This is a genomic window from Foliimonas ilicis (genome assembly GCF_039939195.1).
GTDB classification, from domain to species: domain Bacteria; phylum Pseudomonadota; class Alphaproteobacteria; order Rhizobiales; family Rhizobiaceae; genus Foliimonas; species Foliimonas ilicis.
Genome location: NZ_JBDUUH010000001.1, coordinates 217,722 through 241,595, shown reverse-complemented (window position 1 = coordinate 241,595; position 23,874 = coordinate 217,722). Strand labels below are relative to the sequence as shown.

The window sequence follows — 23,874 nt, the reverse complement described above, 5'->3', positions numbered from 1 at the left end:
GTCAATCGCCGTCGAGCGAGGAAAAGCCAGCCGTCAGGCCGAGTTCACCGGCAATGCGCGTTCCGAACAATTCCGAAAGACTGGATGTGACGATCTGGAAATAGGCGAGCTTCGAACGTGTCTGCTCGTCTTTCAATATGTCCTCGATCGGGCCGGTTACGCTACGCGCGGTCTGGATCGCATTGTTGAATTCGAAGCGGATCGACTGCACGAGCCATTGCGAATCCGGGCTCACAAGGCTGCCGAAGCCGGATCGGTCGAACAGCGCTTTCATGCCGGTGATGTTGTTCGCGAATGAAGCGGTCGTCTGACGGGAGCGCCAATAGAGCGCCTGCTTCGGCTTGTCTGCGGCAGCCTCGCTGCCCAGAAACCCGCCGACGCGAACGTCGCGCACCAGTTCAAGCCCGTTGACGAACACTTCGAGCAACTCGGTGATCGCTTCGCGGTCGTCGCGGTAGATTGCATTGTCGGGGCCGGGCTTGGACCACTGCGTTGCGAAACCATCCCTGCGGTTCCATCCAGCACTCACATCACCGCTTATGCGCTCGATATTTCCGGCGATTGCTGCGCCATAAGTGCAGCGAAATGCATCGTCCTTGTTGGAAAGACCATCGGAATCCGTGCCGAAAAGAACGTATTCCAGCGCCCCGAAGCCCTGAGACGCGACGCTCTTGTTGAAAAGATCGTCGACATTGGCGGCCGTTTCATCCTGTTCGGAAAGAATCTTCTGCACCTGCTTGAGGCCTGTTCCCTTTCGATCCGGCCAGAACAGCAGTCGTTCCATACGGTTGTTTTCGGTGATCGGTCCGAAACGAATGATTTCCACACGCGAAAAGGCGCCAGCGGCTTCCGCAAAACCCTGACGCGCCGCGTCCAGCCGCTCGGAGGAAGGGGCCGCGCAAAGCTCGTTCATCCGGCCAGTCAGCCCGCTCGCCTTGTCGTGAAGCTCGGCATAGGAAGGGCGGATGAAGCTGTTGATGGCCTGTTCGATGACCTTGGCCGGCTGTTCATCGGCGACTGCCGTATTCGCAAGAAGTGCTGATACTGCCAGCGATAAAAGGATTTTTCGGATCGTCACAGCGACTCCAGAAATTTGACCAACGTCTTGCGGTCTTGGCTGTCGAGGCCCGCAAATTTATCTCGCGCTGCCTGGGCTTCGCCGCCATGCCACAAAATGGCTTCGACCAGATTGCGCGCCCGGCCATCATGCAGAAAGAACGTATGGCCGTTCACGCGTTCAGTCAGACCGATACCCCACAATGGCGGCGTGCGCCACTCGCTTCCGCTGGCATCGCCCACCTGCTGGCCATCTGCCAGCCCTTCACCCATATCGTGCAGCAGAAAGTCCGAATACGGCCAGATGAGCTGAAATGAATGGGCCTTGTTGGGTGTGTCGCGGCGGGTGACGAATTTCGGTGTGTGGCAGGACGCGCAGCCGCTTTGGTAAAACACGCGCTTTCCATCCAGAATATCCCGGTTTTCGATGTCCCGGCGCGCGGGAACGGCCAGATGCTGCGAATAGAAGGTGACGAGATTAAGGATCGGGTCGGGCGCTTCCGTATCGCCGAGCCTCTCCTGCACGCCGTTCGGCATGGACAGGCAGCGCGTCTGCGCCTTGGTGCAATCGCCCCAATGATGGGGAACCTCCGGCGTTGAAATGCCGATGTCACCGGCAAACGCTTCCGCCGTCTGCTGGCGGATCGAAGCGACCGAGGCTTTCCAGCCGAAGCGCCCGATAACCTGCTCTCCGCTGACCGGATCGCGCACGATGGAGGCCTTGCCGGAAATGCCGTCTTCGTTGCGGTCGTCCGGGTCAGCATTGGCGAGAATGTCGGCCGGATGGATTTGCTCGATCAGACCAAGCCCGATCATCTGAGGCGTTACGCGCGGCGAAAGCGTCGTTGTCGCATGCAGCGGGCCGTCAGAAAGATTTTCGATGGAATAGGTTGGTTTGCGAAGCGAAACCTTCGTGCCGTCTGCCAAGGTTACGGGAATTTCCTCATAGGAAATCGCCATTTTGCCTTCGGCAGGCATGCCAGGCACAGCCAGATCCTGCAATTGCTTGCCATAGACCGGGTCTGGAAAGTTGAGCAGCTTGCGCGCGTCTAGTGCAGCCTGTTCCTCGGCATTTTCGGCCTGCCGCGCAAGCCGCAGGAACATCGAGGTCGCGTCCGCGCTGCCTTCCGGCGGATGCCCCCGCCCGTCCTTCAGATGACAGCTCTGGCAGGCGCGCGCATTGAAGAGTGGACCAAGGCCGTCCGATGCCTGTGTGGAAGAGGGCGACGACACCCATAGTTTGCGAAACAGACCGTTGCCGAGCTTGAATTCGCCTTCTTCCTCGAAGGTGATGTTGGCGGAAGATTGCGAGAAGGCATCCTGGTTGACGCGCTTGCGCGACGTTCCGGCACCGCCCTGCATGAGTTCGAATTGCTCTGGTTTGGAAAAGTCGGTCGCAGGCTTTGTTATCGCTTCGACGCGAGCGCGGTCCTTGACGGTGAGATCGTCGCGAATTGCGGGGAAGGCGGACTCTTCTGCAAAGGCAGGAGAGAGAAGGACGATGCTGAAGAGTGTTGTAAGCAGAACGCTGGAGAAGCGCCGCAAGCCCCCCTCTCCGGTTTGCTGCGCAAACCACCTCTCCCCCGCAGGCGGGGGTGAGGAATCGCCAATCGCTGAAGCTGCCGTTCCTCGCCCCCACGAAGTGGGGGAGAGGTGGTTTGCGCAGCAAACCGGAGAGGGGGGACTTGCGGATGCATGCAAATCACCAAACTTCTCCGGGGAACGCCTCGGATTTATGTGCGAGATGAAGCCGTGCAGCGCGCGGCGCGTCAGATGAAAGGCGCGCCGCATTTCATTGGTCCTACTCGGCCTCGCTTGCGGAGGCGGCGTTGAGCTGGCCGTATTTTTCTTCACCGATCGCGCCCAGCAATTCGAGCTGGGTTTCGAGGAAGTCGATATGGCCTTCTTCGTCGTGCAGAAGTTCTTCGAACACTTTCATCGTGACGTAATCGCCCAGTTCCTGGCAGATTTCGCGTGATTTCTTGTAGGAAGTGCGCGCGTCATATTCGCCCGCGAGATCGGACTCGAGGACTTCCTTGACGTTCTGGCCGATGCGCAGGGGTGCGACCGACTGAAGGTTCGGGTGACCTTCAAGAAAGATGATGCGTTCGATGATGCGATCTGCGTGCTGCATTTCCTCGATCGATTCCGCGCGCTCTTTCTTGGCGAGTTTTGTGTAGCCCCAGTCGTCGAGCAGACGGTAATGCAGCCAGTATTGGTTGACGGCTCCAAGCTCCAGAAAAAGAGCTTCGTTAAGCCGCTCGATGACCCGTGGTTCGCCTTTCATGGCTTCTGCTCCCAAATTGGTCCCGCAATCCTCTGACGCGGTCCAGGTGTGAAACGATATCCATCCCGCTCGCCTCCGAGCGGAGATGGTAGTTTTCGGTTACCCGAATGATCGTTTCCACCACATTTGGGAAGCAGCCGCAACAGCGACCGCGCTTTTGCATCGTGTGATAAATCTTCGCGGGCACGATAAGCTGCCACGGGTCCTGCTCCAGCAGCCCGATAATCGTGTCCTCGATCTCCCTTTCGGTAATCAGGTTACAGTGACATACCAGCATGAAAGACTCTGTTTTTGGCTGGCGACGCGAACTCTATGCGCCGCTTGGCTGGGGCATGATCCCGAAAGATTTCGCAACGGATCATGCGTGAAAACGCGATAGTTTGGCCGGCACGGCTCACTGGAACACCTTGTCCGGTGAATCGAGACTGTCCGACCCTTCAAAGGCGATTGCGTCGAGCTTCAGCACGTCGACCACGCGTTCGATCGACTTGGTCTGGTCGACAAGCGCATCGATTGCCGCCTGCACGGCTGCATTGCCATCGGTATTGCCTTCGCCGATCTGCTGGTCGTAGGCCTCGCCGCCTTCCGCACGCTTGGCGATGGCTTCCATTTTCTCGACGGTCACATCGAGCTTGGCCGACAGTTCCTTGTCCAGATCGGGCGCTGCCGCCTTCACCAGATCGGCAACGGAAGCACCTTCGACAACCGATCCGTCTACCCGCTTGTAGCTGCCTTTGTAGGCATTGCGGATGCCGATCGCGTCGTAGAGATGCGAGATATGGGTATTGTCGGAAAAGCAGTCATGCTCTTCTTCCGGATCGTGAAGCAGAAGGCCGAGCTTCATACGCTCGCCGGCAAGTTCGCCATAGGAAAGCGAGCCCATGCCGGTCAGGATGGTCGAGATCGCTGCATTGCCGTCTTGTTCGAACAGTGCCTTGCGCGCTTCGCCATCCTCTTTCCAATTGCCGACCATTTCTTCCAGATCGGCCACGAGAAGGTCGGCGGCAGCAGCAAGATACTGGCCGCGGCGGTCGCAATTGCCGCCGGTGCAGTTTGCTGTGTCGTAGTCGGTGTAAGGACGGTTGCCGGCACCCGGCCCGGTGCCGTTCAGATCCTGACCCCAGAGCAGAAACTCGATTGCGTGATAGCCGGTGGCGACATTGGCTTCGATGTCGCCTGCTTCCTGCAGCGTGCCGGACAGGAACTCAGGCGTGATGTTGGTAGCATCGACCGTCTCGCCATTAATCTCGATGGATTTGTTGGCAATCACATTGGCCGTGTAGAGCGTGTTTTCGTCGGATTCGGTGCCGTAGCCCTTGTCGACATAGTCGATCAGGCCTTCGTCGAGCGGCCATGCATTCACGCGGCCTTCCCAATCGTCGACGATCGAATTGCCGAAACGGTAGACTTCCGTCTGCTGATAGGGGATGCGCGCTGCCTTCCAGGCATCGCGTGCCTTGGTAAGCGCCTCTTCCGAAGGCTTGTCGATCAGCGCATGCACGGCCTCATCCAGCGCTTTCGCGGTGGTGAGCGAATCCTCGTATTTCGCCAATGCGATGTCGGCGTAATTCTTGATGACGGCCTTGGTGTCGGTTTCCGCTTTTGCAGGAAGCACGAAGACCGCCGCAGTCAACACGACGGTTGCCGCAACTGCTGCCAGTCTGCTTCTCGCATAAGGTGTCAGAACCATCGACTTCATGAATGTCTCCTAACAGGCCGTTCTGGCCGCGCGATTGGAACTGCCATCGACCGCTTCCGGCGCGACGGAAAACGGGGATTCGTCCGGCCTTGAAGAAGTCCTGGGAATGAACGGCGTGTGAAGGAAATGGGATGCGAACAGGCGCGCCAAGGCACCTGATCGGAAAGGTCGCTTGTCGACCGCAAGGAAACGCGCGCAACTGCGCGGCGAAGCACAAAAGGACACCACCATCCTCCAATCGAAAGGGTTCAAGGCCCAGACATCAAAGGCACGTGCTTCATGAGCACGGCCTCATAAAGCCAGAGATCATGAATAAGTCAATGGTGAGGCTTGGAAACCGACTTAAAATCAATAGCTTAGAACTATTCTAAACTACCGCTATCAACTTTAAGTGCCACAGAATATTGCCTTTTTTGCGCGAGCGCCGTGACGCGCTTGACAAGGTGTGGTTTGGGGTGCGACGCCGTGACGCTGATTTTGGCGGCCTATCGCGCCGCGCCTTCCGGGTCGTCGATATGAATGAAAATGGTGTTGTAATTGTCGGAAGCGGTCATGCCGGTGTGCAGGTCGCGGCCAGCCTGCGCGAAGAGGGTTATGAAGGTCCCGTCATTCTCGTCGGCGACGAGGCGGATGCGCCCTATCACAAGCCGCCGCTTTCCAAAGCCTTCATCAAGGATGTAGAAGCCAAGCCGCAATTGCTGCGCGGCGATGTATTTTACACCGGCAATGCAATCGACCTGCGGCTCGGCGAGCGCGTCGAACGGATCGATACGCAGGCCAAGCGTCTCGAGCTTGCAGGCGGCAGCACAATTCCCTTCGACCATCTGGTACTGGCAACCGGCTCGCGCCCGCGAATCCTGCCAGTGGAAGGCGCGAAACTGGATGGCGTGGTATCTCTGCGCTCGCTTTCCGACGCGCGTACAATTCGCGAATTGAGCGGGAAGACCGAAGATGTCGTCATTCTGGGCGGCGGCTTCATAGGTCTGGAAATCGCGGCCACGCTGCGCATTGCCGGGCGACGTGTAACGGTCGTAGAAGCCCAGAACCGGTTGCTAGGACGCGCGGTGGCACCGGTCATTTCGAGCCATGTCCATCAGCGTCTCGAGGGATTGGGCGTCCGCATTCTGCTCGACACGACGGTCGATTTTCTGGAAGGCAACGGCATTCACGTTTCCGGCGTCCTGCTTTCTACGGGCGAAAAATTGCCGGCGGGCATGGTGGTGGTCGGCATCGGCGTCGTTCCCAATGTCGAACTGGCCGAACAGGCAGGTCTGAATACCGGTAACGGCATCAAGGTGGATGGGCAGATGCGTACGTCGCAGGCGGGCATCCTGTCGATCGGCGATGTTGCAAATTACCGGCATTGGTTCACCGGTCAGGATGTGCGCCTGGAGTCGGTACAGAATGCCACCGATCAGGCCCGGCTTGCGGCGCGCACCATCGTCGGTCACGCAGCTTCTTATGACAGCGTGCCGTGGTTCTGGTCCGATATTGGCGATATGAAATTGCAAATGGTCGGGCTGGCTTCCGGCGGCGACAGTCATGTCGTTACCGGCGATGCGGTGGACAACAAATTCTCCGTGTTTCACTATGCGGGCGACCGTCTGATCGCGATCGAATCCGTCAACCGGCCGACCGATCACATGCTTGGGCGCAAGATGATGCAGGTGGGCTTTTTGCCATCGCGGGACCTTGTCGCGGCAGGCAGTGACGGGTTGAAGCAGGCCCTGGCCGAATGGCAGGCGAAACCAGCCGTCTAGCTATTCCGATCCGAAATTGAAAATGATCCCTGGGTGTGGCCCGCAGGCCACTTTCCGGCTGACCCGGCAGGCCCTATAAATTGAATATGATGAAACTTTTGCCGCTTTCGATTGCTGCGCTTTTTTCCTGCATCACGGTCAGCGGGTGCACGAAGACGTCTGACGGCTCAATCGTCATGCAGCAACCGCAATTGCCATCGCTGATGAAGCGCCGCGAGGCGAGCGGTCCGGCCTATAACGCAGCCCAGGCGACTTTCCCCACCACGCCGCCAAGCCCGACTGTCGCGGCGCCAAGGCGTCAGCCAAGGACCGTACCGGCGGTTAGAGTGATGCGGCCTGCAGTCAGCGCGCCCTTCCGCAATGATAATGATGAAGAGGCACGCAAACTTGCCTGCCACAACGAAGTCTCATCGACCGGCCGCATTCGCGTGGTCTGCGACTAGTCAGTAATTGCCCCGGTCGATATAGGCTTGCTCGTTTGCAAAGAAATGAGCCGTTTTAACAGCTATATCGCACTGAATGCGCGCAATAACGCCTTCTGCTATTGCAGGGCCTTCGCCATAGACATCGCCCACCCCATTTCGCTCCAAGCCTTGATTTAGACCGGTTCACGCCTTATTCACCGAAAAGGGAGACAATTCGGCCATGGCCAACTATGTGGCCTCCCTTCATTTTAGGCGCCAGAATTGGGATTTTTGCATATGCGGCGTGCTATAGACGGGGGACGATCGTACATTTTGCGCTTTATGTCGGTCTGTTACGACGTGGCGGTCGCTACCCTATCTTTCTATCTCGCTTATGTGACGATCTACGGGGTGCCGAGAGCATATTATGTGCCGGGCCTTGAAGAAAAAGCCGCTGCATTCTCCGTTATCGCGCTGGTTTGCTTCTATTGGTTTTCCGTCATGCGCGGGTCTTGGCGGTTTGTCTCGATCCCCGAACTGATCGACCTGATAAAGGCATCGATCGTCGCTGTTGTCATCTACACTGTTGCCGCTTTCCTTGTTTCACGCGGTCAGAATATTCCGCGAAGCGTTCCTGTCCTAACCACGATTTTCATGATCACAGGTCTCGCAGGCTCACGCCTGATCTACCGCCTGTTCATGGATGGTATCGGATTCTCGGTGCTTGGCTTGCGCAAGGTGCGGCCCGGTGCCGGACGCTATGTACTCGTCTATGGCGTTACCAACGAAGCAGAAGGCTTCCTGAGAACGACACAGCGATCTCGCGGCGAAATCGTCGTTGTCGGCATCGTCGATGACAGAAAAAGCATGACCCGCTCGTTGCAGGGTGTTCCGGTTCTGGGGGATCTTTCGAAGCTCGGCGCGCTGGTGAAGCGATTTACGTCACGTCGCATCAAAGTCACGGAACTCGTCGTTGCGATCAGCAGCCCCGATCGTCAGAAGCTCAGCGAGATCGTCGAGCGCGCGAACTCGGTCGGCCTCAAGGTCACGCGTCTGCCGGACATCACCGAGACGACCTCGATCACCAGCAATTCGCTGTTCGAACCCAAGCCGATCGAGATCGGCGATCTTCTCGGACGGCCGGAAGTCCATGCCGATATCGAAGGTGTCGCGCGTCTGGTTCACGGGAAAGTGGTTCTGGCGACGGGTGCAGGCGGCTCCATCGGTTCGGAGTTGTGCCGGCAGGTTGCAGCCTTCAACCCGAAGCAACTCATCATTACCGACAGTTCCGAGTTTCACATCTATATGCTGGACAAGGAACTGCGCGAGAACCATCCGCAATTGCAGATCGTCACGCGCATTGTGAATGTGCGCGATACGGTTCGCATCGGGCATCTGTTCGAGGAATTCAAACCCCAGGTGGTTTTCCACGCCGCCGCGCTGAAACACGTGCCGCTAGTCGAGGAAAACCCCGTCGAGGGTATCAAGACCAATATTCTCGGCACGAAGAATGTCGCCGATGCGGCGCTAGCCAACAAGACTTCGACCTTCGTGATGATCTCCACCGACAAGGCGGTCAATCCGACCAATGTGATGGGCGCGACGAAGCGCGCTGCGGAAGCCTACTGCCAGTCTCTGGATATGACCTCCGCCGTTACACGCTTCAAGACCGTGCGTTTCGGCAATGTTTTGGGCTCCAATGGTTCGGTCGTGCCGCGCTTTCAGGAACAGATCGCAGCAGGCGGTCCGGTCACGGTCACGCATCCGCATATTGTGCGTTATTTCATGACGATTCCCGAAGCTGTACGCCTTGTGCTTCACGCATCGGCGCGCGCACTGGCGCGTCACACCGAGCGCGGGCGTATCATGGTGCTGGATATGGGCGATCCGGTCCGCATCGTCGATCTGGCCGAGCGGATGATCCTGCTCGCAGGCCTCAAGCCTCATATCGACATTGACATTGCCTTTACCGGTCTTAGGCCAGGTGAAAAGCTTTACGAGGAGCTTTTCGATCCATCCGAAGTACAGGGTGGAAAGACGGATGAGGGTTATGTGATTGCGTCTCCGCGCGTCATCGACAATGCGCTTCTGGTCCGCACACTCGAAGGCCTGCGCGCGGCTGCCGACCGCGAGGATGCCACGCGCGCGGTCGAGTTGCTCTCGCACATCGTCCCCGAATACAAGCGCGAGGCGAGCGGAAAACCCGCCCCGAAGGCTCCCTCGGAAGTCGCTGGCGAATAGCGCTACGAGGGCTCTTCCGCCTGAGCCGTTTCGTATTCGACGCCAAGCGGATCGAAATAGTCACGCGCGAGTTCATCTTTTCGGGTGCCGATCAAAAGTACATTGTATGATCCGGTGGTTTCGCAGGTGATGACGAGGCCGCTTTCATCATCGTTCACCACGCCATAAGCGCGACCGAAATGCCCGTCCGCGCAAACCCATATTTGCGGGTTCTCATTGAGATGCCTCCAATAATCCGGCAGCGGAAGCCTCACGGTTCCGGCCCCATCGGCGTTCACGGTAAATCGGTAGATATTCTCGCCGCGTGTAGGCGCTTCGACAAAGCAGTGCCGCAGCCGGTGCGTGGCGTTGAGTTCCGGATCTGGATGCGGGATGTCGAATGATCCGGAGGTTTTAGAAAGGCTTCCAGCCACTTGCAGGCGCGCGGTAGGTGCTGCCGTGCCGATGCCGACATTGCCCGCCGCCGTGACAACCATGCGCAGCAGACCTGTGTTATTCTGCTCGACATTGGTCGGAGCCGTGAAGAATTGCAGACGGGTCGCGTCAGGCAAATCCCATCCGCCGCCACCGAAAAAGACATCGCGTTGCCCGGATGGCCCGACATCCCAGGAACCGAAACACACGAAGGGGTTGTTCGTGAGCTTGTAGCGCGCGCCGCACACCATGCCGCCCTTCGCAACATTATCCGCATTGCCATTTGATACGACTATGGAACAGTAGCTGTCGCTCGTTACATGCACCCTACCTTGCGGTGTGTCGGTTCCGATGCCGATATCGGCGCTGGAAGGTTGTATGTCGAGTGCGCTCTTCCAGTTCGCTCCGTCTGGTGAAACCTTGATCTGAAAGTGATCGTCTGGAAAACAGCCGACAGCGGCACGTGCCGACCAGTCGTTCTGGAACAATACGGCGCTTTCGCTGCTCGTACTGGCCTTGTTGAGCTTCACATGCACATTGCCATTGGCCGTCTCGTCGTGGCTGAACAGCGCCGACTGTGACTTTACCGCAAAGCGGTTGACCGGATCGGCAGAAGTTTGAACACCGAGCATTCCGAACTCGACCTGATCGCCGCCGCTGGCAGTTTGCCAGGCAGTGCCGTCCCAAACGATCAGTTGCGTCTTGTCTTCCACCCAGCATTGCCAGCCTTTGACGGGCGCAAGCCTCATCCAGCCGCCATCGGCATAGTAGGCAATCGCACCATGCCAGCCGCTCCAAGCGCCGGACGCGCCCTCTGCCGGAATGTAGCGGCTGCCCTCGCTCGCTTCGAGCGGTGGGGAAGTGAAGTCCTTACTGACGACCGAGAGATGAACCAGTGCATCGAGAAGCTGTAGCGCCTCATTGTGCGTGACATGCTTCTGCGCCTGCGAAGGCATGATGTAGGGGAGAGAAAGATTGGCGGTATTTTCCATGACGAGCCCTGTCCGAATGAAGATCGGGCAAGTCTAGGGCTGCGTCATAGGAGGTGAATAAAACGCGACAAATTTCGAGTTTTTCTAAACCGGGGGCGTTCCATTTTCGGCCAAAACCGAACCTACCAGATAGAGCGATCCGCCGATCAGAATGCGTGGCGGCGGTTCGGTCGGGTCCCATGTGTCGCGCAGCAGCATGAGCGCGTTGGCGACGGAAGCGACCGGCTCCGCCGAAAGTCCGGCCTCATTGGCGCGGATGGCCAGTTCCTCGGTCGGAACGCCCGCATCGCTGGCGCTAACCGGGACCGTGTAGACATGCCGAACCATGCCGTGGAACGGCGTGAAATAACCGGTCTGGTCCTTGGTGTTGATCATGCCGCTTATCATGAAAAGCGGCCTTGGCAACTTCTCTTCCTGCTCGACAAGGGCTTCGGCAATGACAATTCCGGCACCCGGATTATGTCCGCCATCGATCCAGATATCGGCACCGACGGGCGCAAGATCGGTGAGCGCTCCCTTGGGCAGCTTCTGCATGCGGCCAGGCCAGTCGACGGTGCTCATCGCCTTGTCGACAGCGCGATAGCCGAGTTCGAAACCCGCGGTGCGAACGGCAGCGATTGCAGCCGCCGCATTGGCATATTGGTGGCGGCCCGAAAGTCGCGGCAGGCTCAAATCCAGAAGGCCCTCATCATCCTGATAGATCAGGCGGCCATTTTCCTCATAGGCGAGGAAATCCTGACCATAGACCAGAACCGGCGCGTTTAGACGGTCTGCCGTTTCTATCAACACGTCCTGCGCCGTTTCACTTTCCTGCGCGCCGATGATGACCGGGCAGCCGCGCTTGATGATGCCAGCTTTTTCTGCGGCGATAAGCTCGACGCGGTCGCCGAGATAGGCTTCGTGGTCCAGCGACACCGGCATGATGACGGAGACAGCAGGTTCCTGGATCACATTGGTTGCGTCGAACCTTCCGCCGAGGCCCACTTCGAGGATGACTGCATCGGCGGGATGTTCGGAAAACAGCACGAAGGCGACTGCGGTCAGTATTTCGAAGACGGTGATCGTCTCACCTTGATTGGCATCGGCAACGCGGCCGATTGCATCGGCGAACACTTCGTCGGAAACGAATTTTCCGCCGCCCTTGGCGCCGATACGGTAGCGCTCGTGCCAGCTAACGAGATGCGGCGAGGTGTGCACGTGAACCCGGTGGCCTTCGGCCTCCAGCAGCGCGCGTGCGAAGGCCGCAGTCGATCCCTTGCCGTTCGTGCCGGCAATATGGATCACCGGTGGCAACCGGTCCTGCGGGTTGCCAAGCCGTTCCAGAAGCCGCGAAATGCGCGTCAGCGAAAGGTCGAAACCCTTCGGATGCAGCGTCATCAAACGCTCGATTTCGCGGTCGGCCAGACTTGTCGTCATTGCACGAATTTCCTGCGGCCCGGAACCGGCCTGCCGCGCATCGAAAGGATCAGGGATGGGCTTCAACAGCAGCAGCAGGCGGCGGCACGATTTCCACCTCTGCGACTTCTGCTTCTACCGGCACCTTCATCAGGATTTTGACCAGCCGCGCGATGGTCGAGCGCAGTTCGAGGCGCGACACGACCATATCGACCATGCCGTGATCCATGAGGTATTCGGCGCGCTGGAAACCCTCGGGGAGCTTTTCGCGGATCGTCTGCTCGATGACGCGCGGTCCAGCAAAGCCGATCAGAGCGCCCGGCTCTGCGATATGGACATCGCCCAGCATCGCATAGGAAGCGGTCACGCCGCCGGTCGTCGGATTGGTCAGCACCACGATATAGGGAAGGCCCGCTTCCTTCAGACGGTCCACCGCGACGGTCGTGCGCGGAAGCTGCATCAGCGAGAGAATGCCTTCCTGCATGCGTGCGCCGCCAGAGGCTGCGAATAGAATAAGCGGGCGCTTCTTTTCGATGGCCGTCTCGAAAGCGCGGATCAGCGCTTCGCCTGCCGCCATGCCGAGCGAGCCGCCCATGAAGGCGAAATCCTGAACCGTCGCAACGATCGGCAGGCCTTCGATCTCACCGACACCGCTCAATACGGCGTCTTCCATCGAGGTTTTGGAGCGCGCGTCTTTCAGGCGGTCGATATAGCGTTTCTCGTCGCGGAATTTCAGCGGATCGATAACGACCTTCGGATTCTCGATGGGGTCGTAGCGGCCATTGTCGAAGAAATATTTCAGCCGTTCCTTGGCTGAAATCTTCATGTGATAGCCGGACGATGGAATGACGTATTGGTTCTCTTCCAAATCCTTGTGGAACACCATCTCGCCGGTCTCGGGATCTTTGATCCAGAGATTTTCCGGCATGTCGCGCCGGCCGAGCATGGAGTTGATCTTGGGGCGAACGTAGTTCGTGATCCAGTTCATAAGGTCTTTCCCTTTTCTTCAGGAATAGATCGGGGATTTATTGGGCAGGAGCAAGGCGGGCAGAGCGCACACCCTGCGCAAGCCCGCTGACGAGTGTGGCAACGGCTTCGGCAGGATCGGCGGTCTTTTCGCCATTCGGGCCGATGACATTTGCCACCGCATTGACGATAGCCGTGCCGACGACGACGCCGTCAGCCGAGGCTCCGATGGTTCGTGCCTGCTCGGCGGTCTTGACGCCGAAGCCGACGCAAACCGGCAAATCCGTATGGCCTTTAATGCGCTTTACCGCCTCCGCAACCTTGCCGGTATTGGCGAGTGCGGACCCGGTAATGCCGGTCATCGAAACGTAATAGACGAAGCCGGATGTGTTCTGCAAAACCTTCGGCAGACGTTTGTCGTCGGTGGTCGGTGTTGCAAGACGGATGAAATTGATGCCGGCTTTCAGTGCGGGAATGCAGAGTTCCTCGTCCATTTCCGGCGGCAGATCGACGACGATCAGCCCATCGATGCCGCAATCGACCGCATCGGCCAGAAAGCGCTCGACACCGTAAATATAGATCGGATTGTAATAGCCCATCATCACGATCGGCGTTTCATTGTCGCTTTCGCGGAAATCGCGCGCCATCTGCAAGGTCTTTGCAAGCGTCTGACCGGCTTTCAATGCACGCAGGCCCGCCGCCTGAATGGCCGGGCCGTCTGCCATCGGGTCGGAAAACGGCATGCCAAGCTCGATGATGTCGCTGCCTGCTTTGGGCAGAGCCTTCATGATCGAAAGCGACGTCTCATAGTCCGGGTCGCCGCCCATGAAATAGGTGACGAGTGCTGGACGACCCTCGGTTTTCAGCTTTGCCATGCGGTGGTCGATGCGGGTCGTCATAATCAGATCTCCATGCCCAGCATCTGCGCCACGGTGTGCACGTCCTTGTCACCACGTCCCGAAAGATTGACGATGATGATCTGGTCCTTGTCCATCTTCGGCGCGATCTTCACCACATGGGCGATTGCGTGTGCGGATTCCAGCGCCGGGATGATGCCTTCGACGCGTGTGGTGAGCTGGAAAGCCTCCAGCGCCTCATTGTCGAGAACCGGCACATATTCGACGCGGCCGCTGTCGCGCAGCCAGGAATGTTCAGGCCCGACGCCGGGATAATCCAGACCGGCCGAAATCGAATGGCCATCGAGGATTTGGCCATCATCGTTCTGCAGCAGATAGGTGCGGTTGCCGTGAAGCACGCCGGGCTTTCCCGCGCTCATCGAAGCGCAATGCTCGTTCCCGTCTAGACCGCGCCCGCCCGCTTCGATGCCGACGATCTTCACGCTGCGATCATCGAGGAACGGATGGAAGATGCCGATCGCGTTCGACCCGCCGCCGACTGCCGCGACGATCAGATCGGGCAAACGGCCTTCCTGTTCTAGAATTTGCTCACGCGCTTCCTTGCCGATGACCGACTGGAATTCACGAACGAGTTCCGGGTAGGGATGCGGACCCGCCGCCGTGCCGATCAGATAATAGGTATCCTCGACATTGGTGACCCAGTCGCGGAGCGCCTCGTTCATCGCGTCCTTCAACGTGCCGTGACCGGCAGAGACGGCATTCACCTCGGCACCCAGAAGCTTCATGCGGAAGACGTTCGGCTTCTGCCGCTCGACATCGGTCGCGCCCATATAGACGACGCAGGGCAGGCCGAAGCGCGCCGAGACGGTGGCCGATGCAACGCCATGCTGACCGGCGCCTGTTTCGGCGATGATCCGCTTCTTTCCCATACGCTTGGCCAGCAGGATCTGTCCGAGGCAATTGTTGATCTTGTGGCTGCCCGTATGGTTCAGATCTTCGCGCTTGAAATAAATCTTTGCGCCGCCGAGATGGTTCGTCAGGCCTTCCGCGAAATAGAGTTTTGAGGGACGGCCCGCATAATAGGTGGAGAGCGCCTGCAATTCGGCACGGAATTCCGGGTCGTTCTTGGCTTCGTCCCAGTGGCGTTGAAGCTCGAGGATGAGCGGCATCAGCGTTTCGGCAACGAAGCGGCCGCCGAAAATGCCGAACATGCCCTGCTCGTCGGGTCCGGTGCGGAAGGAATTCGGTTCTGCCGGCTTGTTCATCACAACATCCTGGTTCGCGCTGGCCCCGGTGTCAGGCGGCGCGGTTTTCGCGCGCGGTCCTCACGGCCCGGAAGAAATTTTCGATCAGCGCCACGTCCTTCACTCCCGGCGCGCGCTCCACCCCGGACGAGATGTCGATGCCCGCGGGATTGGAAAGCGCCAGCGCCTCGTTGATGTTGGCGGCGTTGAGGCCTCCCGAAAGCATGTAATCGACTTTGGCGTCAAGGCCCGCAAGCAGCCGCCAATCGAATGAAACGCCATTTCCGCCCGGAAGTTCAGAACCTTTCGGCGGTTTCGCATCGAACAGGAAGCGCTCGGCAATGCCGCGATAGGGGGCGATGGCCTCCAAATCTGAGGCTTCGCGTATGGCGAAAGCCTTCATGATCGGCAGTCCGTAGCGCGACTTGATCTCAGCAGAACGCTGCGGGCTCTCATGGCCATGAAGCTGAAGAATGTCCGGCGAAACAGTTCTGACGATGTGATCCAGCGTATCGTCGTCTGCATCGACCACCACGGCAACGCTTTTGGCCCTGCCGGAAGCCCGTTTACGCAGCTCCGCCGCATCTTCGGGCGCGACGTTGCGCGGGCTTTTCGGAAAGAAAATAAACCCGATATGGCTCGCCCCGCCTTTCAGCGCAGCATCAACCGCGTCGGGCGTTTTCAGGCCGCATATCTTTACATCGAGCATCATAAGCGGGAATTCGCATGAAATGACGGCGAAGTCGAGGAGAGTGAATGGTGAATGGTCAATAGTGAATGGTTTAGGTGCCTAAGAGATTGACCCATCGAACACGCAATCAAACCCTTTTCACCATTCACTCAAACCCAATCGCCTGCAGCGCATTGCCGTTTCGCTTGAGCCATGCCTTGCAACGCTCCGTCTCCGGGCAAAGCTCGTTGCATAGCTTCCAGAATTTCGGGCCGTGGTTCATTTCGCGCAGATGGGCGACTTCATGCGCGACGAGATAGTCGATGACAGGTCGCGGGGCCATCATGATGCGCCATGAGAAGGACAGCGTGCCGTCGGATGTGCAGGAGCCCCAGCGGCTCGACGTATCGCGAAAACGGATAGCCTTGGCGCGGCGTCCGACTTTTGCCGTGTGCTTCTCGACCAGCGGTTCTATCTCGCGCTTTGCCTCGCGCTTGAGATAGTCGGCCACGCGGCGCGGCAGATGCCGTCTGTCGCCGCGCACCAGAAGTGCCGGCAAGCCGTCCTCCGTCGTTCCAAGCTCGGCAGTGCCGCGCGCGCCCGGTTCATGAAGAATGATATGCGGCGTGCCGCGCAGCGGTATCTTGACGCCGGGGCGCACTTGCGGCCGATCAGGCACCTTCGCCAGCTTCTGTTCGAGCCAGCCCTGATGCTTGTCCAGAAAGCGCTCGACCTCGCCGCGTGCAAGACCCGGCGGGATGGTGATCCGCAACCCGCGCCCGCCGGTTTCGATGCGCAGCGTCAGACGTCGCGCGCGCTCATTCTCGACGATGCGCAGCGGCAAGGTGCGCCCGGCCACGAAATGATCGCGTTCTTCGGGTGCTGCGCGCACTACAGGGCGTTTTTTCAGGAAGCCGAACGGCATGGCGAAACCGGGTTGGAAAGCATCAGATTAGATGATTCGGTGAAGATCGTGATTACAAAAGAAAACGGCGCCGCTCAGCGACGCCGTTCTTACAATGTCGGTGCTCGTCAAACTTAATCGTCGAGCAGGCCGGGCTTTCCGCGTTTCGTCGGTGCCGGCGTTTCTTTGGTGGGCGTGACCCGGTTGCGGTTCGACATGAAGCGGTCGAACTCTTCCTGGTCCTTGGCGCGGCGCAATTCGCGAGCATAGTCGTCGAATTCGGCCAGCGTCTCGTCCAGCTTACGGCGCTCTTCGGCAAGACGCTCGAGTTCATTCGTACGCCAGTCGTCGAAAGCGACATTGCCGGTTACCGGGCGACGCTTGTTCTTCCAGCCGCCCATGCGGCAGCTTGAAAAGACGCCGTCTGTTGCCCGGTTCACGTCGCGCTTGAAGCCGTCAAGCCGGTCGCCCCAGATGATGTAGGCAAGCATGGCGAGGCCTAGAGGCCAGAACACCATGAAGCCGATCACCATCAATGCGATGGTTGCCGGCGTCCAGGCCGGGCGGATCAGTGCAGTCGTGTTCATATTCTCCCGTTCCTTCGGTTGAGGGCAGCCGAAATGACTGCTTGATTTCGAAGTGGGAAAACAAAAGCGGCGATTCAAGACAACTCAGCCTAAAATCAGATAATTAGTTGAAAAATCTATGTTTTTTTGAAGCGATCAAGCGTCAGCACGATCAGCCCTGCGACGAGGCCCCAAAAGGCTGCACCGACACCGAACAAGGTGAGGCCGGATGCGGTGACGGCAAAGGTGACTGTCGCGGCGATGCGTTCCTTGTCGTCCTTCATTGCGATTGCCAGCGCATTGGCCAGTGCCGCCAGAAGCGCCAGCCCCGCAACGAGAACGATCAGGCTCTGCGGCAGCACGGCGAATATTGCGACGAGCGATGCGCCGAAAAGCGCGAAAACCAGATAGGCCAGCGCGTAAAACGGGCCGGTCTTCCAGCGTTCCGCGGGATCGGGATGCACATCCGGGCCGGTGCAGATCGCGGCGGAAATCGCGGCCAGATTCGTGGTCAGCGCCCCGAATGGCGCAGAAAGCAGCGAAAACAGGCCCGTCACGCTGATAAGCGGACCGGGTGCTGGCTCATAACCGGCAGCCCGCAATACGGCGAGGCCGGAAAGGTTTTGCGAGGCCATGGTGACGAGATAAAGCGGCAGAGCGAGGCCGATGATTGTCGTCAGCGAAAAGCTTGGTGCGATGAGCGTCAGCGTCGAGATTTCAGGCGTCGGCAATCCGCCGACGCGGCCGGTGGCGAACGCAAATGCGCCGCCGCCGATCAGCACGACCAGAACCGAAAGTGCTGGATTGAACAGGCGGATCACGAAGAACGCTGCAATCAGCGGCAGGATCAGCCACGGATCCAGCGGTACTGTCTTCACCGCATTGATCGCGAAACTCACGACGATGCCCGCCAGCATTCCAGACGCAATCGAGGCCGGTATGCGCGAGATCAGCCGCGTTAACGGCTTGAACATACCGGTGACGATCAGCAGGATCGCGGTCACGATGAATGCGCCGACGGCATCGTTCATGGTGAAGCCCGAACTGGCGGCCACCAGCGCGGCACCGGGCGTCGACCACGCGGTGACGATCGGCATTTTCGTGCGCCAGCTCAGCCATGCCGTTTCCAGCGCCATGGCGATGCAGATCGCCGTGACCCAGCTCGCCGTCTGTTCCCGCGTCGCGTCCATCGCGTCCGCCGCAGCGATGATGAGCGCCAGCGTGCCGCCGAAACCGACGATTGCAGCGACAAAGGCCGAGACGGGAATGGAAAGGCGCATGAAGGTTCAGCCTGCCTGCTCGATGATTGCTTCGACCGCGCGCAACAGCAGTGCAATGTCCTGCGGCCGCGACAGGCGGTGGTCGCCTTCGGGGATAAGGGAAACGGTGACATCGTCCGCGGGCAGGCAGCTTGCGAGCTTCAGCGCATGCTTATGCGGCACGTCCGGGTCGGCCAGACCTTGAAGAATATGCACAGGGCAATGCGTATCGATAGGCCCTGTCATGACGCGATTGTTGCGCCCGTCCTCGATCAATGCGCGGGTGTAAATGTTCGGTTCCGGCGAATATTCCGAAATTTCCTCGAAATAGCCTTTGGTTTCGAGCGCTTCTTTCTGCGCCGGTGTCAGTTCCGGTTCGATCAGCTCGACCGTGAAATCGGGTGCTGGCGCGATGAGCACGAGACCGGCGACACGCTTGCCTTCGCCTGCTTTGTGTAACTCCTCGACCATCCGCAACGCGATCCACGCGCCCATGGATGAGCCGACCAGAATTTGTCTGCCTTTTGTGAAGTGCCGGAATACCGCAAGGCTTTCATCGAGCCATTTCGAAATCGTGCCTTCGGCGAAAACACCGCCGGACTCGCCATGGCCGGAATAATCGTGACGCAGGCAGGCGCGGTTTTCGGAAGCGGCCCATTGCGCAAGCATTTCCGCTTTGGTGCCCAGCATGTCCGAGCGATAGCCGCCGAGCCAGACGACGCCAGGCTCTTTGCCTGCCTGATGACGCAAGGCGATGCGTGCGCCGCCGGCTTCGATGAACTCAGGCTTATCCGTCACTTAATTCAGTCCCTGCAGTTTGAAATGCTTCCTGACATAGCTACATTCGGTCTGAAAGTCATTTGGCCCGCTGGACCAAAGGTCTGTGGGCGTTGCAATTTCGACACGCCAAGGCTGGAGGTGATTTCTCAGTCATGCTGTGCTATTGACTTGCGCCGCGCAGTGTCAAAATAGGCGCTAGCGAGGCAAAACATCAACGTCTTGAGGAGACAACGACCATTCGCAGACCATTCAAAGCGGCAGCGCCCACAAAAGACGGGCCGCGCTCCAATCGCGACATCCGGGTTCCCCGGGTCCAGCTTATCGATGCCGACGGACAGAACCGCGGCGAGGTTTCTATCAACGATGCCCTGTTGCTAGCCGAAGAGGCAGGCCTTGATCTCGTTGAAATTTCCCCCAATGCGCAGCCGCCCGTCACCAAGATTCTCGATCTGGGCAAGCTGAAATACGCAAACCAGAAAAAGGCAGCCGAGGCGCGCAAGCACCAGAAGGTCATCGAGATCAAAGAGATCAAGATGCGCCCGAATATCGACACCCACGACTATGAGGTGAAGATGCGGGCTGTTAAGCGCTTTTTCGAAGAAGGCGACAAGGTCAAGCTCACCCTGCGTTTCCGCGGACGTGAAATGGCGCATATGGAACTCGGCATGCAGCTTCTGAACAAGGTGCGTGAAGAGGTTTCCACCATCGCCAAGGTGGAAGCGGAGCCGAAGCTTGAAGGCCGCCAGATGATGATGGTGCTCGCACCGCGTTGATGCGGACCCATCTGGCATTGCCATTGTTCGGCCTAAATGACGTTTGATGTGTTGGAGCGTGTTTCGATTTCGAAACGCGCTCTAGTGCATTTTACTCCGTAAAACGGCGCGTCCCATGGCAAACAATTCTGGCGAGGCTCTCGCCATCTATCAAAAAGCGCGGCGCTATGTGCTTGCGTTGTTGATTCTCGTCCTCTTGGGTGCGCTGCTTTTTGGCCAGTCCATGGCTCCGCCGGAAACGGCCCTCCATGAAGGCATCGAGATGGCGGGCATCGTGCTCATCATCCTTGGCATTGCCGGGCGCCTGTGGTCGACGCTCTATATTGGCGGCCGCAAATCGGCGGAAGTCGTTTCCGACGGGCCTTATTCGATCACCCGCAACCCGCTCTATCTCTTTTCAAGTCTGGCGGCAGCCGGTGTCGGCGCGCAGATGGGCAGCATAACCGTGGCGCTTGGCTTTGCCGTTTTATGCGCAATTGCGTTCCACATCGTTATTTTGCGCGAAGAGCGATACCTTTCTGCAAATCTCGGTGCGGATTATCAGGCATATCTTGAGCGCGTGCCGCGCTTCTTTCCCAGGCTCTCGCTCTACCGCGAAGGCAACCCGCAGGGGTTTCAGCCAAAGCGCCTGCTGACCACCTTGCTCGACGGCCTGGTGTTTCTGGTCGCCATGCCGTTCTTCGAGCTGATCGACGCCGCGCAGATGTCCGGCACCTTACCCGTGCTTTTCCGGATGCCGTAATATCGGTCTGACGGGGTGTTGCGCATGAAGGCACTTGCAGCTATATAGCCGCGTCCAGAACCGTCCGGCAGGGCATGCCGTGGCGGTTTCTATTGCTTTTTCGGGCTTTGGTCAGCCTGAAAAACAACAACGAAGAAGAAACAGCCACAATCCGGCGAGTTTCTCTCAAAAAGAACGGAGTAGCAAAATGCCCAAGATGAAGACCAAATCGGCCGCTAAAAAGCGGTTCAAGATCACCGCAACCGGCAAGGTTATGGCTGCTGCTGCTGGCAAGCGCCACGGCATGATCAAGCGTTCCAACAAGTTCATTCGCGATGCCCGCGGCACGATGGTTCTTGCAGAACCGGACGGCAAGAAGGTCATCAAGAATTTTCTTCCGAACGGCCTCTGAGCCAAGTTCGGACTGGACAACGTTTTAAGGAGATCATGACATGGCACGTGTAAAGAGAGGCGTTACCTCGCACGCCAAGCACAAGAAGGTTCTGAAAGCCGCTAAAGGTTTTTACGGCCGTCGCAAGAACACCATCCGCATCGCAAAGCAGGCAGTCGAAAAGTCGCTGCAATATGCTTATCGCGATCGCAAGAATCGCAAGCGTAATTTCCGTGCCCTCTGGGTACAGCGCATCAACGCCGCCGTTCGCGAACATGGCCTGACCTATGGCCGTTTCATCGACGGTCTGAACAAGTCCGGCATCGAGATCGACCGCAAGGTCCTTTCCGACCTCGCGATCCACGAGCCGCAGGCATTTGCCGCGCTCGTCGAAAAGTCGAAGGTTGCGCTGGAATATCTGAAGGGCACCACCGAAGGCGCTTTTGAGGCCGCCGTACGCTAACGGCGCCACCCGGCAAGCCCCAACGGCTTATAAAGATCGGGCCCGCGTCGGAACCTTCCGGCGCGGGCTTTTCGTTTGAGTGGAGACAATGGTCGAAAGCACCCATGATCCGGTGAACGCAATCGAGCTGGCGGCACTTGCCGCGCACGCTTCGGAGCGTATCGCCCGTGTCGAGCTGGGAAGCCGCACGGTCTGGGTCAAGCGTGCATCGGCCAAGGCGCTTCCGATCAGCCACTATTTGCAGTCGATTGCGTCCGTCGCATTTCCCGGCAGCGTATTTCGCCCTTCGCCGCCCGAGCGCGGCGATGATGCCAGCCGCAACGAAGCTGCGCGCATGAAGGCTTTCGCCGAAAAAGGCATTCCGGTCCCGGCGGTCCTGTTTCAGGGCAAGGGCGTGTTGGTCCTTGAAGATTGCGGCGAGACGCTGGAAAAGCGCCTGAAAACTTTGCAAAAAGTCGGCGAAGTCGAAGCGCATGAGGAATTGCTCGTGCGCATGGCGACAAGCATGGGGCTGGTTCATCAGGCGGGACTGGTTCATGGCCGACCGCATCCGCGCGACATGTTTTTGCGCGGCGAGATCGTCGGTTACATGGATTTCGAGCAGAACCCGCTGGGCGCGATGTCATTGGAACGCGCGCAGGTTCGCGATCTTCTCTGCCTGTTCGGCTATATCTGCGATCTGGCGATAAAGCCGGATACGCCGCGTATCGCCTACGATGCTTGGGCGGCGTCCGCGCCCGAAGCTGCGAAAAAACAATTGGCCTCCACGGTTTCGTCCATGTCGCCTTTGGTGACATTGGCGTCCGCGGCAGGCCGCATCAAACTCGGCTCCGACCTTCGTCGATTTATCGTGGGCACGAGCTTCCTTTTGAACATTGTGCGGGCTCCCTTTGCCGCACGAAAGCCAGCAAATTCGTGAGTGATGATATGAGCAGTAACGATATGGACGGTCTCGAACAGACGATCCTTGCCGAGATAGGTTCGGCATCAGACGAGCAGGCAATCGAGGCGGTCCGCGTTTCGGTGCTGGGCAAAAAGGGCTCGATCTCCGAAAAGCTCAAGCTTCTGGGTTCCATGACGCCGGAGGAACGGCAGGTTCAGGGGCCGGTCATCAATGGCTTGAAGAACCGCGTTACCGAGGCTTTGGCAGCCCGCAAATCCGAGCTGAAGGATGCGGCAATTTCCGTTCGCCTTTCCGCCGAAAAGCTGGATGTCACGCTGCCCGTTCGCCAGTCGCCCGCAGAGCGCGGCCGCATCCATCCGATCAGCCAGGTGATCGATGAAATCGCGGCGATCTTCGGCGATCTCGGCTTTGCCATCGCCGAAGGCCCGGATATCGAGACGGACCATTATAATTTCACGGCGCTGAACTTCCCCGAAGGCCACCCGGCGCGCGAAATGCACGACACGTTCTTCTTCCAGCCGGGCGAAACGAACGAGCGCAAGCTTTTGCGCACGCACACCTCGCCGGTGCAGATCCGCACCATGGAAACGCAGAAACCGCCGATCCGCATCGTCATTCCGGGCAAGACCTACCGGCAGGATTCCGATGCCACGCACTCGCCGATGTTCCATCAGGTCGAGGGGCTTGTCATCGACAAGACGGCCAATGTCGCCAATATGAAATGGGTGCTGGAAGAGTTCTGCAAGGCGTTCTTCGAGGTGCCGAGCGTCAAGATGCGCTTCCGTCCGTCCTTCTTCCCCTTCACCGAGCCTAGCCTTGAAGTCGATATTCAATGCGACCGCTCGCGGCCGGGCGAAGTGCGCTTCGGTGAAGGCAATGACTGGATGGAAATCCTCGGCTGCGGCATGGTCCACCCGAACGTGCTGCGCCATGGCGGCCTTGATCCCGACGAATATCAGGGCTTCGCATGGGGCATGGGCATCGACCGCATCGCCATGCTGAAATACGGTATGCCGGACCTGCGCGCCTTCTTCGACGCCGATGTTCGCTGGCTCCAGCATTACGGCTTCCGCCCGCTCGACATGCCGACTTTGTTCGGTGGATTAAGCAACTGAGCTAGGGGTGCGC

The 23,874-nt window shown here is 58.7% G+C and carries 25 protein-coding genes; 9 read left to right on the top strand and 16 right to left on the bottom strand.

Going from position 1 to position 23,874, the window contains the following annotated elements:
- Position 1 precedes the first annotated feature (1 nt).
- The 5 genes from ABFT80_RS01185 to ABFT80_RS01165 form a co-directional block, all read right to left on the bottom strand.
- A complete protein-coding gene (locus ABFT80_RS01185; protein WP_347970026.1) occupies positions 2 to 1,078 on the bottom strand; it encodes an imelysin family protein in 1,077 nt (358 codons plus the stop codon).
- The gene (locus ABFT80_RS01180; RefSeq protein WP_455189872.1) at positions 1,075 to 2,559 is read right to left on the bottom strand and encodes a di-heme oxidoreductase family protein; all 1,485 of its coding nucleotides are present in this window, start codon (positions 2,557 to 2,559) and stop codon (positions 1,075 to 1,077) included. Before ABFT80_RS01180 ends, ABFT80_RS01185 begins: the two co-directional genes overlap by 4 nt.
- Positions 2,560 to 2,857: 298 nt before the next feature.
- A complete protein-coding gene (gene bfr / locus ABFT80_RS01175) occupies positions 2,858 to 3,343 on the bottom strand; it encodes a bacterioferritin (RefSeq protein ID WP_347970025.1) in 486 nt (161 codons plus the stop codon).
- Complete coding sequence (locus tag ABFT80_RS01170; RefSeq protein ID WP_347970024.1) at positions 3,309 to 3,620, bottom strand: (2Fe-2S)-binding protein; 312 nt, start codon at positions 3,618 to 3,620, stop codon at positions 3,309 to 3,311. The genes bfr and ABFT80_RS01170 overlap by 35 nt, the downstream gene beginning before the upstream one ends.
- Before the next feature lie 117 nt (positions 3,621 to 3,737).
- Complete coding sequence (locus ABFT80_RS01165; RefSeq protein WP_347970023.1) at positions 3,738 to 5,042, bottom strand: imelysin family protein; 1,305 nt, start codon at positions 5,040 to 5,042, stop codon at positions 3,738 to 3,740.
- 515 nt (positions 5,043 to 5,557) lie between these two features.
- Between ABFT80_RS01165 and ABFT80_RS01160 the strand changes: the two genes are divergently transcribed.
- A complete protein-coding gene (locus tag ABFT80_RS01160) occupies positions 5,558 to 6,802 on the top strand; it encodes an NAD(P)/FAD-dependent oxidoreductase (RefSeq protein ID WP_347970806.1) in 1,245 nt (414 codons plus the stop codon).
- 86 nt (positions 6,803 to 6,888) lie between these two features.
- Positions 6,889 to 7,245 carry a hypothetical protein gene (locus ABFT80_RS01155; RefSeq protein WP_347970022.1) on the top strand — a complete coding sequence of 119 codons (357 nt, stop codon included), beginning with the start codon at positions 6,889 to 6,891 and terminating at the stop codon, positions 7,243 to 7,245.
- Here the strand turns inward: ABFT80_RS01155 and ABFT80_RS01150 are convergent, their stop codons facing one another.
- Positions 7,246 to 7,377, bottom strand: coding sequence for a hypothetical protein (locus tag ABFT80_RS01150; protein ID WP_347970021.1), 132 nt, complete (start codon positions 7,375 to 7,377; stop codon positions 7,246 to 7,248). It abuts the gene before it with no gap.
- A 126-nt stretch (positions 7,378 to 7,503) separates the two neighbouring features.
- Here ABFT80_RS01150 and ABFT80_RS01145 point away from each other — a divergent pair, with 126 nt between their 5' ends.
- A complete protein-coding gene (locus ABFT80_RS01145; protein WP_347970020.1) occupies positions 7,504 to 9,447 on the top strand; it encodes a polysaccharide biosynthesis protein in 1,944 nt (647 codons plus the stop codon).
- A 2-nt stretch (positions 9,448 to 9,449) separates the two neighbouring features.
- Here ABFT80_RS01145 and ABFT80_RS01140 read toward each other — a convergent pair whose 3' ends face one another.
- The 10 genes from ABFT80_RS01140 to ABFT80_RS01095 all read right to left on the bottom strand — a co-directional run bounded on the left by ABFT80_RS01140 (position 9,450) and on the right by ABFT80_RS01095 (position 19,512).
- Positions 9,450 to 10,853: a DUF2793 domain-containing protein gene (locus ABFT80_RS01140; protein ID WP_347970019.1), complete on the bottom strand. Its 1,404-nt coding sequence runs from the start codon at positions 10,851 to 10,853 to the stop codon at positions 9,450 to 9,452.
- Positions 10,854 to 10,937: 84 nt separating this feature from the next.
- Positions 10,938 to 12,269, bottom strand: a complete 1,332-nt coding sequence (locus ABFT80_RS01135) for a bifunctional folylpolyglutamate synthase/dihydrofolate synthase (RefSeq protein ID WP_347970018.1) — start codon at positions 12,267 to 12,269, stop codon at positions 10,938 to 10,940.
- 49 nt (positions 12,270 to 12,318) lie between these two features.
- A complete protein-coding gene (gene accD / locus ABFT80_RS01130; protein ID WP_347970017.1) occupies positions 12,319 to 13,236 on the bottom strand; it encodes an acetyl-CoA carboxylase, carboxyltransferase subunit beta in 918 nt (305 codons plus the stop codon).
- Positions 13,237 to 13,273: 37 nt separating this feature from the next.
- Positions 13,274 to 14,113 carry a tryptophan synthase subunit alpha gene (gene trpA / locus ABFT80_RS01125; protein ID WP_347970016.1) on the bottom strand — a complete coding sequence of 280 codons (840 nt, stop codon included), beginning with the start codon at positions 14,111 to 14,113 and terminating at the stop codon, positions 13,274 to 13,276.
- Between the two features lie 2 nt (positions 14,114 to 14,115).
- Positions 14,116 to 15,336 carry a tryptophan synthase subunit beta gene (gene trpB, locus ABFT80_RS01120; RefSeq protein WP_347970015.1) on the bottom strand — a complete coding sequence of 407 codons (1,221 nt, stop codon included), beginning with the start codon at positions 15,334 to 15,336 and terminating at the stop codon, positions 14,116 to 14,118.
- A gap of 31 nt (positions 15,337 to 15,367) precedes the next feature.
- Positions 15,368 to 16,027 (bottom strand): phosphoribosylanthranilate isomerase, encoded by a 660-nt coding sequence (locus tag ABFT80_RS01115; protein ID WP_347970014.1) that lies wholly within the window; start codon positions 16,025 to 16,027, stop codon positions 15,368 to 15,370.
- A gap of 124 nt (positions 16,028 to 16,151) precedes the next feature.
- Positions 16,152 to 16,910 (bottom strand): M48 family metallopeptidase, encoded by a 759-nt coding sequence (locus tag ABFT80_RS01110; protein WP_347970013.1) that lies wholly within the window; start codon positions 16,908 to 16,910, stop codon positions 16,152 to 16,154.
- Between the two features lie 113 nt (positions 16,911 to 17,023).
- Positions 17,024 to 17,476, bottom strand: coding sequence for a DUF2852 domain-containing protein (locus ABFT80_RS01105; protein WP_347970012.1), 453 nt, complete (start codon positions 17,474 to 17,476; stop codon positions 17,024 to 17,026).
- A gap of 116 nt (positions 17,477 to 17,592) precedes the next feature.
- Positions 17,593 to 18,735 (bottom strand): benzoate/H(+) symporter BenE family transporter, encoded by a 1,143-nt coding sequence (locus tag ABFT80_RS01100; protein WP_347970011.1) that lies wholly within the window; start codon positions 18,733 to 18,735, stop codon positions 17,593 to 17,595.
- Between the two features lie 6 nt (positions 18,736 to 18,741).
- Complete coding sequence (locus ABFT80_RS01095) at positions 18,742 to 19,512, bottom strand: alpha/beta hydrolase (RefSeq protein ID WP_347970010.1); 771 nt, start codon at positions 19,510 to 19,512, stop codon at positions 18,742 to 18,744.
- 218 nt (positions 19,513 to 19,730) lie between these two features.
- Between ABFT80_RS01095 and infC the strand changes: the two genes are divergently transcribed.
- The 6 genes from infC (at position 19,731) to pheS (ending at position 23,861) form a co-directional block, all read left to right on the top strand.
- Positions 19,731 to 20,267, top strand: coding sequence for a translation initiation factor IF-3 (infC, locus tag ABFT80_RS01090; protein ID WP_347970805.1), 537 nt, complete (start codon positions 19,731 to 19,733; stop codon positions 20,265 to 20,267).
- A gap of 115 nt (positions 20,268 to 20,382) precedes the next feature.
- On the top strand, positions 20,383 to 21,009 hold the full coding sequence (locus ABFT80_RS01085) for a methyltransferase family protein (protein WP_347970009.1): 627 nt from the start codon (positions 20,383 to 20,385) through the stop codon (positions 21,007 to 21,009).
- Between the two features lie 187 nt (positions 21,010 to 21,196).
- Positions 21,197 to 21,400 (top strand): 50S ribosomal protein L35, encoded by a 204-nt coding sequence (rpmI, locus tag ABFT80_RS01080; RefSeq protein WP_347970804.1) that lies wholly within the window; start codon positions 21,197 to 21,199, stop codon positions 21,398 to 21,400.
- 40 nt (positions 21,401 to 21,440) lie between these two features.
- Positions 21,441 to 21,842 carry a 50S ribosomal protein L20 gene (gene rplT / locus ABFT80_RS01075; protein WP_347970008.1) on the top strand — a complete coding sequence of 134 codons (402 nt, stop codon included), beginning with the start codon at positions 21,441 to 21,443 and terminating at the stop codon, positions 21,840 to 21,842.
- 88 nt (positions 21,843 to 21,930) lie between these two features.
- Positions 21,931 to 22,761 carry an RIO1 family regulatory kinase/ATPase domain-containing protein gene (locus tag ABFT80_RS01070; RefSeq protein WP_347970007.1) on the top strand — a complete coding sequence of 277 codons (831 nt, stop codon included), beginning with the start codon at positions 21,931 to 21,933 and terminating at the stop codon, positions 22,759 to 22,761.
- An 8-nt stretch (positions 22,762 to 22,769) separates the two neighbouring features.
- Positions 22,770 to 23,861 carry a phenylalanine--tRNA ligase subunit alpha gene (gene pheS / locus ABFT80_RS01065; RefSeq protein WP_347970006.1) on the top strand — a complete coding sequence of 364 codons (1,092 nt, stop codon included), beginning with the start codon at positions 22,770 to 22,772 and terminating at the stop codon, positions 23,859 to 23,861.
- The last annotated feature ends 13 nt before the right edge of the window (positions 23,862 to 23,874 follow it).

Bases quoted from the DNA above. Each gene is read 5' to 3' on its own strand.
- bfr (WP_347970025.1), bottom strand. From the start codon at position 3,343: ATGAAAGGCGAACCACGGGTCATCGAGCGGCTTAACGAAGCTCTTTTT.
- ABFT80_RS01170 (WP_347970024.1), bottom strand. From the start codon at position 3,620: ATGCTGGTATGTCACTGTAACCTGATTACCGAAAGGGAGATCGAGGAC.
- ABFT80_RS01165 (WP_347970023.1), bottom strand. From the start codon at position 5,042: ATGAAGTCGATGGTTCTGACACCTTATGCGAGAAGCAGACTGGCAGCA.
- ABFT80_RS01160 (WP_347970806.1), top strand. From the start codon at position 5,558: ATGAATGAAAATGGTGTTGTAATTGTCGGAAGCGGTCATGCCGGTGTG.
- ABFT80_RS01155 (WP_347970022.1), top strand. From the start codon at position 6,889: ATGATGAAACTTTTGCCGCTTTCGATTGCTGCGCTTTTTTCCTGCATC.
- ABFT80_RS01145 (WP_347970020.1), top strand. From the start codon at position 7,504: ATGCGGCGTGCTATAGACGGGGGACGATCGTACATTTTGCGCTTTATG.
- ABFT80_RS01140 (WP_347970019.1), bottom strand. From the start codon at position 10,853: ATGGAAAATACCGCCAATCTTTCTCTCCCCTACATCATGCCTTCGCAG.
- ABFT80_RS01135 (WP_347970018.1), bottom strand. From the start codon at position 12,269: ATGACGACAAGTCTGGCCGACCGCGAAATCGAGCGTTTGATGACGCTG.
- accD (WP_347970017.1), bottom strand. From the start codon at position 13,236: ATGAACTGGATCACGAACTACGTTCGCCCCAAGATCAACTCCATGCTC.
- trpA (WP_347970016.1), bottom strand. From the start codon at position 14,113: ATGACGACCCGCATCGACCACCGCATGGCAAAGCTGAAAACCGAGGGT.
- trpB (WP_347970015.1), bottom strand. From the start codon at position 15,336: ATGAACAAGCCGGCAGAACCGAATTCCTTCCGCACCGGACCCGACGAG.
- ABFT80_RS01115 (WP_347970014.1), bottom strand. From the start codon at position 16,027: ATGATGCTCGATGTAAAGATATGCGGCCTGAAAACGCCCGACGCGGTT.
- ABFT80_RS01110 (WP_347970013.1), bottom strand. From the start codon at position 16,910: ATGCCGTTCGGCTTCCTGAAAAAACGCCCTGTAGTGCGCGCAGCACCC.
- ABFT80_RS01105 (WP_347970012.1), bottom strand. From the start codon at position 17,476: ATGAACACGACTGCACTGATCCGCCCGGCCTGGACGCCGGCAACCATC.
- ABFT80_RS01100 (WP_347970011.1), bottom strand. From the start codon at position 18,735: ATGCGCCTTTCCATTCCCGTCTCGGCCTTTGTCGCTGCAATCGTCGGT.
- ABFT80_RS01085 (WP_347970009.1), top strand. From the start codon at position 20,383: ATGGCAAACAATTCTGGCGAGGCTCTCGCCATCTATCAAAAAGCGCGG.
- rpmI (WP_347970804.1), top strand. From the start codon at position 21,197: ATGCCCAAGATGAAGACCAAATCGGCCGCTAAAAAGCGGTTCAAGATC.
- rplT (WP_347970008.1), top strand. From the start codon at position 21,441: ATGGCACGTGTAAAGAGAGGCGTTACCTCGCACGCCAAGCACAAGAAG.
- ABFT80_RS01070 (WP_347970007.1), top strand. From the start codon at position 21,931: ATGGTCGAAAGCACCCATGATCCGGTGAACGCAATCGAGCTGGCGGCA.
- pheS (WP_347970006.1), top strand. From the start codon at position 22,770: ATGAGCAGTAACGATATGGACGGTCTCGAACAGACGATCCTTGCCGAG.